Annotated in this window: 8 protein-coding genes and 1 pseudogene; all 9 read right to left on the minus strand. The window is 49.5% G+C overall.

Annotated elements, in window-relative coordinates; translation table 11 throughout:
* Nucleotides 1–1,680, minus strand: a pseudogene (locus tag ABYP73_RS05935) (hypothetical protein); the annotation flags it as partial.
* A 21-nt stretch (nt 1,681–1,701) separates the two neighbouring features.
* Entirely contained in the window at nt 1,702–3,174 is a 1,473-nt protein-coding gene (locus ABYP73_RS05940; protein WP_372945568.1) for a RagB/SusD family nutrient uptake outer membrane protein, read from the minus strand.
* A 9-nt stretch (nt 3,175–3,183) separates the two neighbouring features.
* The gene (locus ABYP73_RS05945) at nt 3,184–6,213 is read right to left on the minus strand and encodes a SusC/RagA family TonB-linked outer membrane protein (protein WP_372945567.1); all 3,030 of its coding nucleotides are present in this window, start codon (nt 6,211–6,213) and stop codon (nt 3,184–3,186) included.
* A gap of 244 nt (nt 6,214–6,457) precedes the next feature.
* Entirely contained in the window at nt 6,458–9,268 is a 2,811-nt protein-coding gene (locus ABYP73_RS05950) for a triple tyrosine motif-containing protein (protein ID WP_372973735.1), read from the minus strand.
* Nucleotides 9,269–9,336: 68 nt separating this feature from the next.
* Nucleotides 9,337–9,612, minus strand: coding sequence for an ATP-dependent Clp protease adaptor ClpS (locus tag ABYP73_RS05955; RefSeq protein ID WP_372946330.1), 276 nt, complete (start codon nt 9,610–9,612; stop codon nt 9,337–9,339).
* A 103-nt stretch (nt 9,613–9,715) separates the two neighbouring features.
* The gene (prmA, locus tag ABYP73_RS05960) at nt 9,716–10,558 is read right to left on the minus strand and encodes a 50S ribosomal protein L11 methyltransferase (protein WP_372973736.1); all 843 of its coding nucleotides are present in this window, start codon (nt 10,556–10,558) and stop codon (nt 9,716–9,718) included.
* Between the two features lie 2 nt (nt 10,559–10,560).
* Complete coding sequence (gene tpiA / locus ABYP73_RS05965; protein ID WP_372973737.1) at nt 10,561–11,313, minus strand: triose-phosphate isomerase; 753 nt, start codon at nt 11,311–11,313, stop codon at nt 10,561–10,563.
* Nucleotides 11,314–11,329: 16 nt separating this feature from the next.
* The gene (locus tag ABYP73_RS05970; protein ID WP_372973738.1) at nt 11,330–12,430 is read right to left on the minus strand and encodes a BT_3928 family protein; all 1,101 of its coding nucleotides are present in this window, start codon (nt 12,428–12,430) and stop codon (nt 11,330–11,332) included.
* A 13-nt stretch (nt 12,431–12,443) separates the two neighbouring features.
* Nucleotides 12,444–12,989, minus strand: coding sequence for a DUF1599 domain-containing protein (locus tag ABYP73_RS05975; protein WP_372973739.1), 546 nt, complete (start codon nt 12,987–12,989; stop codon nt 12,444–12,446).
* Between the last annotated feature and the right edge of the window lie 180 nt (nt 12,990–13,169).

Consider the following 13,169-nt stretch of genomic DNA (forward strand, 5'->3'; position numbering starts at 1 on the left):
GGCCTGGGCCTGGGTGGGTGTCGGAGCCGGAACGGATGGAGAAGTTCCCCCGCTTCCACCGGCGTCGGCCACCTGCTTAATGTCATCGAAGTAGTAAACAGCACCGTCACAAGGCTGATCCCTGTCGAAGTATACGATAATACTCTTGAAGGTCTTATCGCTGTGGGCAGAGAAATCGAACACCAGTTCCTCCCATACACCTACCTGTGAAATGGTCTGTACCACATCCACGGCAGGATCCACATTGGGGAATGGCTCAAACTCGAGTCTCAGCGTCACTTCGGTCACCTGGGTCTCTGCCAGCACCTTCATGGTGAACACCTTATTGGGAGAGGTGGTCAGGTCGATCGCATTCGCAAGGCCTTTTCCAACCCCGGACCATGTTTGGCAACCGGGTGTCTTGATATAACTCTGTACGTTGCAGCTGGTGTTGATCCCGCTTGGGTTGGGGTTGCTGACGATGGAAGAATTGATATCACCAAAAGGTTCAAAGGAATGGGCAAAGTCATTGGTCTGGAAGGTCCAGTTGATATCTCCCAGTGCCGGATCGATGTTCTCTTCGGTTTCTGCCGTACAGCTACCGCCGAGGTCGATATCGTCAAAGTAGTAAATAGATCCGTCACCTGCGGGTTGGCCTATGTCGTCAAAATCCGGGAAGATCACGAATTTGTCATAGGCGTCAGATCCGTTGACGATTCCTGTGAAATCGTAGCTCAGAGTCACCCATTCATTGGCTGTATCCACGGTTTGGTCCACAAAGAGCGTGGCTCCACCTCCGCCTCCTTCTTTTTCGATCTGGAAGCGAATGTTGACTCCGGCTTTGGGCGACCACACTTTGAGTGAGAAGCGCTGGTTAGAGCTGAGGTCCATGTCCTGTGAGAAGATGTGGAATATCCCTGAGTACCAGGGAGCTCCGTCAGCCTTGTTGAATTCATAAACAGTTTCCGAACTGTTCCCGTTGGTGTCCGGATTGGCGATCGGGGATCCTGTAACGCCTCCTGATTCTTCGAAAACGCCGGTCAGGGTCTCATTAGATTCGAAAGTGATTGGGAAGGCCTCAGCATTCTGCAGGTCTACCACGGTGAATACCTGGGAAACCTCGGCAGTGGCGGCACCCGCACCACGAGCTACAACTCGGATCGTGTAATCACCTGGCTGAGCGTAGACGTGAACGGCAGACTCCCCGTTCATGATCGTTGTTGGTTCTTCGTTCTCTACGTCCCCAAAATAAATGTCGTAAACCGTGGCATTCTCTGCCGACGGAGTAACGGTTACTTCGAGCGGGTTTGACTGGACAATGTCCACCTGCAGATTGGTGGGTGCAGAGAATGATATGGTCACTACCCTGGACAACTCACTGGTGAGTCCGGTCATGCCCACAGCCACGATCCTGAGGGTGAATTCCCCTTCTCCGTAGACATGGGTCACGGTTTCACCGGGGGCTACCTCAGTGGGAGATTCATTCTCCTGGTCTCCGAAATAAATGCGGAACAGAGCAGCTCCGTTAGCCGTAGGGGTTACGCTGACCTCCCCGGAGTCGTCATTGGCAATATCGAATATTGCATTGACCTCCGTAGGTGCTGACATCCCTTCGAATACATAGCTGGTTTCCTCTTCCGTACAGGAATGGAAGCCACTTATCACTAAAAAGAGTACGAGTAGTCTGGATAGAATTTTCATTTGTTCAAAGTTTATTTTTTATTAATAGCCGGGATTCTGATTCCAGCGGTTTCCTGCCAATTCAATTTCTATGGATGGGATGGGGAACAATTCGTGTTTCCCCGCTGTAAAGCCGTTGATCGCCTGGGCAGCCCTTCCAGTTCGGACCAGGTCGAAGAAATGGTGCCCTTCTCCCACGAGCTCGAGTCGGCGCTCGTCGTAGATCGCATTTCTCAGGGCAGTTCCTGTATCATTGATGTTTCCGAGACCGGCTCTGTTCCGAACCCGATTGAGGTACTGCTGGGCCCGGGTATCATTACCGGTCCTGTTGTGGGCTTCAGCAGCCATCAGCAAGACATCGGCAAAGCGAATGGCCCTGTAGTTATTTGGGTTGGTGAGGTTGGCATCAGGTGTGTTGAGATCACCCTGGCGAGCGATGTACTTTCGGTTGTAGAATCCGGTATGCTCAAACCCCTCCACATAGGAGACCTCGGGGTTGGCGGCGGCCCAGGCTTCGATATCCAGGATGGCCACGTCCCTTCTGACATCACTGGGGTCAAAGGCATCGTAGACCTCCTGTGTAGGCACGTTGAAACTGAAGCCCGATTCAAACACAGGACCTGCGTAATTTCGTATTCCGTTAAACCCGACGGCCACATTTCCTTCACTGCACTGTAAACATCCAAATCCGGCTCCTTCCACATCTGTGTATTGCACTTCAAATACGGATTCGATGTTGTTCTCGTTGAAGTTTTCGAACATTGTGCTGTAATCCTGCAGCAGGTCATAGGGGCCGGTATTGATCAGTTCATCCAAAATGGCTGCGGCATCGGTGAACTTTTCCTGATAGAGGTACGCCTTGCCCAGCAGCGCCTGAGCAGCGCCTTTGGTAGCCCTTCCGGTCTCTGCCTGTACGGCCGGCAAATTGGCGGCTGCAAAGATCAGGTCTGATTCAATCAGGCCGTAGATGACTTCCTCGGGCTGGCGTTCCAGTACATCCTGGTCCCCGAAGAGGATCCTTCTGTCCGGTTCCTGCACGTTAAAAGGCAGGGGACCGAACCATTTTACCAGTTCAAAATAATAATAGGCCCTGAGGAACCTCGTTTCTGCAAGGACCGCATCCTTACCCGGAAAATCCGTCTTGTCCTGGAATTCCAGGATATAGTTCGCGCGGTTCACACCGGCGAACATCCAGCTCCAGATATCCCTGAGCTGCTGGTTTACCGGGGTATGGGTCATATCGTCTATCTCCTGTATGCCGGGTACGTCCGTAGCGCTTTCTCCCCCGGCCAGGGTATTGTTGCTGGCGATCTCCCCGACCATCACGTTGAGGTAAGTAGACTGCAGCATATCATAGGCCGCAATCAGCGCTTCCTGATAGTCCGATTCGGAATTGAAAAAGTTCTCAGAGTCCTCATCAAAAGATGGCACGTCGACGAAGTCGTCCCCACAGGAAAGTGCAAGCCATCCTGAAACCAGCATTATAAGTCCTACTTTTATATATCTCGTTTTCATACCGCTTGATTAAAATTTTAGATTAACCCCTAATAAGTACGTCCTGGGTACTGGATAAAATCCCTGGTCTATCCCGGCTCCAATGGGCGCTCCGGAAGAAGCACTGGGATCATAGCCCCTGTATTCCGTCAGGGTAAACAGGTTGTTCCCTGAAATATAGACCCGTAGCTGATCAATCCCCACATTATCGACGATCCTGCGTGGAAGGGTGTAACCGATCTGCGCATTTTGCAGACGTACAAATGAGCCGTCCTCCACAAAATAATCGGAGAACAGGATATTGGATGTGGCTCCTGTGGTCACCCTGGGGAATTCGTTGGTGGTTCCCTCGCCGGTCCATCTGTTCAGTGTATAGACAGATCGGTTTACCAGGGGCTGGTTGCGTTCGTAATTCCGGACGATTTCGTTTCCGATGGAAGCAAAGGCGTAGGCCGTGAAATCCCAGTCCTTGTAGTTCAGGGAAATGTTCAGACCCATGGTCGCATCGGGTATCGGGTTTCCGATATCGGTACGGTCGTCATTATCGATGACTCCGTCCCCATTGATATCGACAAACCTGAGGTCGCCTGGGGCGGCATTGGCCTGGGTGGCATGTGCATCCACCTCAGCCTGGTTCTGGAAGATGCCATCGGTCTGAAGGCCGAAGAAATACCCCAGGGGTTTTCCGTTTTCCATACGGGCAGGTGGGTCCTGGCCGACTCCGAAAGAGCCACCGGGTATAAATCCAACTCCGTTGTTTACGGAAATCACTTCGTTCTCAAGCAAGGTAGCGTTGTAGTTGATCCCGAAGGAAAAATCCTTGGTGGGATCACTGCTATAGCCAATGACGAACTCGAAACCTTTGTTTTCCACGGTCCCGGCATTCACTACCGGTGAACCCGAACCTGGAGCCGCTGCTCCTAATATACCCGAAACGGGTGGAGAGACCAGCAGGTCTTCTGTACGTTTGTTGAAGTAATCAAAAGTGATATCGACCTTGCCGTCAAAGAGTCTGAGGTCTGCCCCAATATCCAGGGTCTTTTGTTCTTCCCACGCGATCTCAGGGTTGGAGATCCCTCCGGCCGCACGGCCAAACAGCAACTGCCCGCCCAGCACATAAGCACCTTCCCCGTTGAGGATGGAACGGAAACGATTGCCTCCGATCCGGTCGTTACCAACGATCCCGTAGCTTCCCCTGAGTTTCACGAAAGAGAAGAGCTTACTGTCCTGCAGGAACCCTTCCTCAGACACGATCCATCCCACAGACCCTGAAGGGAAGTAGCCAAATCGGTTTCGCGGTCCGAAATTGGTGGATCCGTCCCTTCGGATGATCCCGGACAGCAAATACTTTCCTTTAATATTGTATTGAAGCCTTGTAAAATAAGAAAGCAGTCTCGAATCGAATTTCCCGACCGTGTTGTTCTGTTCGTTGAAGTTGATCACGTCCGAGGATTGCTCAATGAAGGCATTGCTGAAACTGTTGTCAGGGATATCAAACCCCTGGCTTCCTCCAAACTGGCCGGTTGTCTGGAACAGGGACATCCCGAGTGTCGCCGTCAGGCTGTGATCTTCCCAGAATGCAGCGTTGTAGTTAATAAAGGTATCCCAGGTATAATCCCTGAAAATGTTCTTTGTGTCGACCACGAAGTTCCGGTCCACGTTGAATACCTTCCCCGATCCATAGAAGACGGTGGGAGAAAAGAAGCGGCCGGTCACCTCAGCGTAATTGAACTGCAAGCTGCTTTCCAGGGTGAAATTTTCTAGGAGGGCATAATTCCCTCCGATCTTACCACTGATCCTGTGTACATCGTTCTCATTAAAAGTGTTTTCGATCTGGGCAAGGGGGTTGATCACCTCGTTCCCGAGTCCTTCAGATAAGGTGAAGGCTCCGTTATCGTCCTTGACCGAAAAGGTAGGAGCGTTGTTCAGGGCATTGAAGAGGACCGATCCCAAGGCATTCTCAGGCAAAGTCTTTCTGTTCGTACCCGTATATAAAAGGTTAGCGGTTAATTTAAAATTCTTAAAGAGGTCGGAATTGAAGTTGATACGACTCGTAAGACGCCGGAAATTGGCCTTCGGTCCACCCACGATCCCGTTCTGCGTCAGGTAGGAGGATCCGAAAGAGAAGGTAGACTTCTCGCCTCCCCCACTCACGGTGAGATTGTGGTTGATGATAGGGGCCGTTTCAAAGACCTCATCCTGCCAGTCAGTCCCCTCACCCAAACCAAATACATTGGGATAAGGGGGTACACCTCCACCGGCCGTAAAGGCTTCGTTCACAATAATGGCGTATTCCGTCGCGTTCAGGACGGGAATTTTTCTTGAGGTTTCCTGGAATCCGCCGTAGGCGTCATAGCTGAATTTCAGGTCTGTGTTCTTTTTCCCTGTCTTTGTGGTGATCAGGATGACCCCGTTCGCAGCCCGCACCCCGTAGATCCCTGCGGTTGCGTCTTTCAGGATGTTGATGCTTTCAATGTCTCCCGGGTTGATCACACTGAGGTCCTCGATCACGTTGCCGTCTACCAGAATGAGGGGACGGTTATCTCCGTTTGTCGAAATACCCCGAATCCGGATATTGGATCCGCTACCCGGAGAACCAGATTCAGAGGTGATCTGTACCCCTGCTACCTGTCCTTGTAAGGCCTGCTCTATCCGTTGGGGATTTAAATCTTCTATCGTCTCGGCTCCTACTACAGAAACCGCACCGGTGATCTCCTTCTTGGTGGAAGTTCCATAACCCACGACCACTACCTCGTCCAGGGCATTTACGTCTTCCTGCAAGGTGACGCTGAGGGGATTGGCATTCCTGACCACAACCTCGGCCGTGATATATCCCAGGTAGGAAAAGACAAGGACATCACCCACCTGCCGGTTGGTCAGGACGAAGTTTCCATCAAAATCCGTTACAGTTCCAATAGTGGTGTTCTTGACAACTACATTCACTCCAGGAAGCGGCCCTCTTTGCTCTGCTTCGTAAACGGTTCCGCTTACGGTGATCCCCTGAGCCAGTACTCCAGAGATGGTGAACAGGGCGAGAACAATTGTTAAAACGTATTTCATCGGTTGAGTATTTTGATCCCGACAAGGTAAATCACAGCTTTTACTTAATCCTTAAAAGCGTCCTCAACAAAAAATATACAAGTAGCAATTATTCTCTTATATTTTTCACAAATATTCAGGAAACACCCCTGAAAATAACGACTCTGGCAATTGAGAAAATATTAATATTTTTTTAACAAAAACGAGGGCGGCAGTATATTGTATAGGCAATGTTGAGGTGGGTACAGGGGGGATGTATAGTTATTTAGAGGGTGAGGATGTACTCAGTAAGGTTTTCATCGTGCTCTAAATTCATTTTCTTCCTCAATCGATACCTTTTTATTTCTACGCTTCGGGTTGAAATATTTAATAAAGGTGCAATCTCCTTGGAAGATAAATTCAGGCGCAAATACGCACACAATTTGATATCGTTCGGTGAGAGGTTGGGATGTTTCTTGTTGAGTTTTGTAAGGAATTGTTGGTCGGCATTGTTGAAGGCTTCCAGGAACATTTCCCAGTCGTCATTCTGATCGATACTCTTATCGATGATTCGCACTATTTGCTTCACAGAGGTACCCCCCTGTTTTTCGGAAATGAGCAATTGTTCCTTTACCCTGGTCAACAACTCATTCTTCTTGATAAGGCTCATCGTAGAGGCTGCAAGTTCGTTGCTTTTGTTCCTGAATTCTTCCTTGAGTTGTCTGTTCTTCAGGTCTATGATCTCCTTCTCATTTTTCGCTTTGGCCAGTGCTATTTCCTGTTTATTGCGATCTAATATCTCCTGTTGACGGGTCCTGTAATACCTCCTGTAGGTCCGGTGAATCCCAATGGCTCCAAGTGTTAAGATCAACAGGTAGCTGACCATGGCCACACCGGTAAGATACCAGGGGCGGGCAATGGTAAACGAATAGGATGGGGTGTTCTCAGAAAGATCGTTTCCCAACTTTCCCCTTACTTCAAATACATAGTTTCCGAAAGGTAAATTCGAAAAAGATACTGCGGACTCCTCGGTCCAGTCACTCCATTCTTCATAAATCCCTCTGAGCCTATATTGAAACGAAGGCCTGTAAAGTGCCTCGTAAACAGGCGAATAAAAGCGGAATTCTAAATTGTTTTCCCTATTCTTAAAGTCTCCCTTCGATGATAAATTGATCGTCGTCCTTGACCTGTTTCTCGAAGTATTCGTTTCCATTTGAATCTTCTGTAGCCCGACCTTAAATCTATTTTCGACGATCTCTTCCAATCTGAATGTAAGGAACCCGTTGTTCGTACCCAAAAAGAAATGTCCCCTCTGATCCGGCCCATAGATGCTTTCATAGCCATTGATTCCCCTTCTTTGATTTAGGCCGAGCGGTATGCATTTGATGTTGGGGCGGGCATCGAGGGTGCCGGGCGTGATGACGCTAAAATGATCCTCAGTGAAAATCCAGAGGGATTCGCCCGCAACCCCGGGGATCATTTTCCCGGATACATATCCTCCATTGATCAAAGGGCTGCTCAGGATAGAATCCCGGATAAAATCATCCGCTTCAGCGTCAAATTTATAGATCCCTTCCCTGAAACAGAAGAGCAGATCCTTCTCGTAGCGGGCCAGGCCGGAATTCGCCCCGCGGTGGATCGTATCTACCTGCACCTTCAAAGCCCTGTTGAAATCGCTGTCTGTTTTGATCCTGAATACACCCTTATATTCGTGGTTGACGAAGATCTCCTCTTTGAGGATCTCAAAATAACGAGATGAGATATCAAAGCCGCTTATCTTGTTGCGGATGTTCCAGCTTTCCCCTGTTCTTTCCAGTACATACAACCCGGAATAATTACCCTGTAGGGCGAGTCCCGATTTCCCGGCCAGACTTGTGACACCCCAGGTTCCGGGTACAGGCGCTATCTTTTTGGCCATATTGCCCTCGATGATAAAAGTGCCGGCATGATGCCCACAGAAAAGGGTATCTTCGATCTCATCCAGTGACCATACCTGTCCGTCCGTACCCTTGACCAACTCAAAACTCTGATCTGTCCGCAAATCCTTGCAGTACAGCCCCTGATTGGTACCCATGTAAAGAAAATCACCGTGCTCTGCTGTAGCGTACACACTGCCAATGATACCACTGTAATCCTGGTATACCCTGTATGGCGACCTGAGATTCAGGAAACTAAGACCATTGTCAAGACCCAGCCAGAGACTGCCATCCCGGTCTTCAAAGAGTGAGAGTACGGTGTTGTTCTGCAATCCCTTCGACTGATCTATCTTATATTGCATCCGGCCTTCCCTGTCTAGCAGAACCAAGCCTTCGGAAATACTTCCCAAAGCGAATCCCCCATCCCTGAGAGCAATGGCCGTATAGACACTCCTCCCGGACAATTCCCTGTTGACTTCTGACCTCCAGGGCTCGACGGTCTCTCCCCTTATGGCGTAGATCCCGCTCTGTCGTGTAATGGCCAGGACGACCTTATCGAGTTCAAACATGTTGACGACTTCATCTTCCCTGAAAACCTGTGTGTTGTATTTTAGGGAGGCCTCTCCTCTCTCGATGCTGTACAGACCTTCTCCCGGTCTTTGGAAAAATATTGTCTGGCCTATGGCAAAGATACCGGGAAGGGAAGAATCCGTTTCTACCCAGCTCACCGTCTGATCATCCAGGTCATAGGTATAGACTCGGTTGAGCGAATGAAAGACCATGAGCCGGTCGAGTTTCAGAATATTCCAAAACTCCTCATCGGGAAGTATCTTATCCCTTATCTTATGGACCAGGGAAGTGTATTCCAGCCGGCCTGTCGAATTTCGTTCCCAAAATCCAAACTCCCTGAATCCCCCGGTGTAGATTCTATCGTCGAATACCCTAACAGACCTTACCATGCTTTCATTGGGCAAGGGATAAAGGCTCCAATGGGCCCCATTGTATTCGAGCAATCCCTGACTGTTGGCAATATAGATGATCTTGTCTGAATCCTGGGAGATATCCCAGTTCTGGTTCTCGGCTCCGTAATCAGAAGGAGCAAAGTTCTGTAAAGGTGGAATTCCCTGAGCCGAACAGGTAATACCCAAAAAGATCAATATGCTAAGGAGAATTAGCTTCAACTGGAACGCTTTAATTGCGGCAGGTTGTCCTGATCCCCGGGGAAGAGAGATCACCGGCATGGAAGTACTCAGACCAGTTCTGCGCTCAGACCGGCTTGTAGCAATTTACTGCACCTTGGCTTCAGATCGTCGTATTCCCCTGTTTTTACGGTGCATTTGCCGTTGTAATGAACGATGAGGGAACATTGTTCCGCCTGTTCGGGTGTGTGATCGCACACGCTGATGAGTGTCTCAATGACGTGGTCGAAAGTGTTGACATCGTCATTAAAAAGGACGATCTCGTGTTGTTTGACCGTTACCTCTTCGAGCAATACTTCTTCTGAATATTTTTCTTTTTGACCCATAGCCGAGAATTTTTACTAATATAACAATTTTTCAGACTTACCGATTTACAGATGATTTTTTGCTTGGGCACTAAAAATCAGGAGATAAGACTACCCCGTAGATCTATTTGATGCGTTTTTTAAACCTGGCTGCCATCCAGGTATTTCGGGTGTGCCCGGATTCCCATTTCAACCCCGAATTGAGACAGCGGTCCCTGATCAACTCGAGATCCGACTCGTAGAATCCGCTGAGTAAAAGGGTTCCTCCTGCCTTCAGATGTCCGGAATAGACCGGGATGTCATCGATCAGCACATTCCTGTTGATATTGGCAAGGATCAGGTCGTACTTCTTTTGTGGTATTACAGATGAATCGCCCTGATAGACCCTGATCCTGTCCTGCCCGTTCCGAACCGCATTCTCCCGTGCGTTCTCATAACTCCAGGGATCTATATCTATGGCATCGATCTCCAAGGCGCCTTTCATGGCTGCGAGAATAGCCAGCACGGCCGTTCCACACCCCATATCCAGCACAGTTTTTCCTTCAAGTTCCAAATCCAGCAGGAATTCCAGCATCATATGGGTGGTTTCGTGGTGGCCAGTGCCGAAACTCATCTTGGGTTCGATGAGGATATCGAAGGCCACCTCCTTTTTTGGGTGGAATGGGGCCCGAACCCGGCACCTTCCATCGATCTCAATAGGCTCGAAGTGGGTCTCCCATTTTTCATTCCAGTTCTCGGGCTGAATTTCCTGAAGTTCAGCGGTAATCCTGAACTCGGAGCCCTTCAAAAGGGAAATGTTTTCCAACAGATCTTTATCCCAATCCGTTTTGCGGATATAGGCTTTTAATCCCGTTTCCGTTTCCTCAAAACTTTCGAAAGGAAGTTCGGCAAGCTCCGCCAGTAGGATTTCCGTTCCCGGCTCCTTCGGGCTTACCTCAAAACTATACTCGATATATACGTGGCTCATCTTTACCCCGCAGCAGCCACTATAGCTGCAAAATCAGCTGCTACCAGAGAGGCCCCTCCTATGAGTCCGCCATCCACATCGGCCTTGGAAAAGATCTCCTCGGCATTACCGGGCTTTACGCTACCCCCGTATAAGATGGATACCCCTTCGGCTATACCCGAATCATAGGCTTCGGTAAGCGTTTTCCGGATAAAGGCGTGCATCTCCTGAGCCTGTTCGGGGGAGGCAGTCTCTCCGGTTCCGATCGCCCAGACCGGCTCGAAAGCCAGTACAATATTTTTCCAGGCATCGCCTTTGAGATGGAAGAGGGCGTTCTTCAGCTGGCTCTCCACTACTTTAAAGTGGTCCCCGCTTTTACGCTGGTCCAATTCTTCCCCAAAACAAAAGATGATCCGCATCCCTGCCTTCAAAGCTGCATCCACCTTTTTTGCCAGGAGAGCGTCGTCCTCCCCAAAATAGGCACGCCTTTCTGAATGCCCGAGAATAACGGTACTCACACCGATCGATTTAAGCATGTCTGCCGAGATCTCCCCTGTGTAGGCCCCACTCTCTGCAAAGTGCATGTTCTGAGCTGAGACCTGAATAAAGGAACCCTTGAGCTCGCCCAGAGATTCGGCGAGATTTACAAAGGTAGGGGCGATGATCACCTCCGCATCCGATTTTTGGATCGCAGTTTTCAATTCTGAGATGAGACGGGTGGTCTCTTCCCTGTTCTTGTTCATTTTCCAGTTGCCGGCTACTATTTTTTTCCTCATGGTGCTGTTGTTGATTTCAATTATTGAAGGTCAGTTTATCCAGGTCGTTATAATGGACTTTTTCCCTGATAGTCCCCTTTTCCAGAACGAGAACACCAGGGTTCGACCTGATTATAGTCTTTAGAGCGGTCTCATCGGTAAAGTAAAAAGGAAAATTCAGTTGGAACTCTTCTATATATCTTTTGCTCAAGGCCGCATTGGATGCCGAAACTCCGATCACCTTGTAGCCTTTATCCGCGGCCCTGTCAGTGATCGCTTTAATTTTTGAAAAGGCATTGACGTTGCTTTTGGCCAGATCGTATGCCACGACCATGACCAGCCTGGGCTCTGCCAAGAATTCTGCCGCCCTGTCCGTTCCGTCTTCTTCTATGGTGAAGTCGTGGATAGGAGGCTCATATCCTTTTTGGATCTCTTCCGTCTCCACCCCGATGAACTCCCCGTCTACGGTGGGATATTCCCCGTTTGTCACGAAGGTTTTCTCCGTTCCACCTACATCGAAGGTCCAGGCGTATTCAAAGATCGCTTTAGGGGCCTCCGAAGGAACCACCATGCCATCAGGTATGCTGGCTCCAATTTTGTACGGCCTGAAATCTACTGCAGGCAGGTGGTTGATCACCTGGTTCACAAAAAGGCTGCAAGCCAGAATGGAACCAATAACCAATGACAGGGAGAGTTTCGTATTGAAGATCGGACCTATGTGTTTTTGTCCGTAGAGCAGGACCAGGATAAGGACCAGCAGGACCACGTCCTTGAAAAAGGATTCCCAGGGAGTCAGTTTTATCGCATCTCCAAAACACCCGCAATCCGTGACCTTGTTAAAATAGGCCGAATAGAAGGTCAGGAAGGTAAAAAAGACGATCATGCCCAGCAAACTCCAGAGGGTGATCCGCTTCTGGTACCCCAGCAGCAGCAGTACGCCCAGCACCACTTCCAGGATGACGAGAAAAATAGCCAGGGCCAGGGCGTAGGGAGTAAAAAACGGCAGGTCGAGTACAGCCGGACTGAAATACTCTTCCAGCTTAAAGGAGAATCCTACAGGGTCGTTTAGCTTGATCAATACTGAAAGGATGAACAGGACGCCGACAAAAATTCTTGATAGGGTAACTACGATCTTCACAGTGTATTGTATATCATGCGGCTTCTTCCTCCAGGTGAATCATGGCAAAGACCGCATAGTTGATAATATCCTGGTAATTGGCCCCGATGCCTTCGCTGACCAGGGTGATCCCCTGATTATCTTCGATCTGTTTTACCCTGAGCAATTTTTGCAGGATAAGATCGGTGAGGGAACTCACCCTCATATCCCTCCAGGCCTCCCCGTAATCGTGGTTCTTGTCTTCCATAAGACTCTTGGTCTCTCTGGCAAACCGGTCGTACAGGGCCGATGCTTCTGAAGGGGCGAGATCGGGCTGCTCCACCACCCCTTTTTCGAGCTGGATCAGGGCCATAATGGCGTAATTGATGATCCCGATAAATTCTGAACGTTCGTCCTCATCGACCTTGCGCACCTCTTTTTCCTGTAAGCTTCGTATCCGCTGGGCTTTGATAAAGATCTGGTCTGTGAGGGAAGGAAGCCGCAGAATACGCCAGGCACTCCCGTAGTCCTTCATTTTCTTATCGAACAACTCCTTACACCGGGTAATTACCGAGTCGTATTGTTCAGAAGTATGCTGCATATCCTGCTATTTTGCGTACATTTCGATCCTAAAAACATCGGCCCCAAAGGTCGGTGTTTAATCTAAATCGGCAAAATGAATTCTCTCAGAAACCCGGCTGTTTCCCTGTGATGACCCTGAACTGCAACGGACAACTGATCGATCTCAGCACCCCCAAAGTGATGGGGATCCTGAACCTCA

It is taken from the genome of Muriicola sp. (assembly GCF_041567615.1).
Taxonomy (GTDB): domain Bacteria; phylum Bacteroidota; class Bacteroidia; order Flavobacteriales; family Flavobacteriaceae; genus Muriicola.

Coding starts and splice junctions, on each gene's coding strand:
- ABYP73_RS05955 (WP_372946330.1), bottom strand. CDS start 9,612: ATGGGTCAAAAAGAAAAATATTCAGAAGAAGTATTGCTCGAAGAGGTA.
- ABYP73_RS05975 (WP_372973739.1), bottom strand. CDS start 12,989: ATGCAGCATACTTCTGAACAATACGACTCGGTAATTACCCGGTGTAAG.
- prmA (WP_372973736.1), bottom strand. CDS start 10,558: ATGAGCCACGTATATATCGAGTATAGTTTTGAGGTAAGCCCGAAGGAG.
- tpiA (WP_372973737.1), bottom strand. CDS start 11,313: ATGAGGAAAAAAATAGTAGCCGGCAACTGGAAAATGAACAAGAACAGG.
- ABYP73_RS05945 (WP_372945567.1), bottom strand. CDS start 6,213: ATGAAATACGTTTTAACAATTGTTCTCGCCCTGTTCACCATCTCTGGA.
- ABYP73_RS05940 (WP_372945568.1), bottom strand. CDS start 3,174: ATGAAAACGAGATATATAAAAGTAGGACTTATAATGCTGGTTTCAGGA.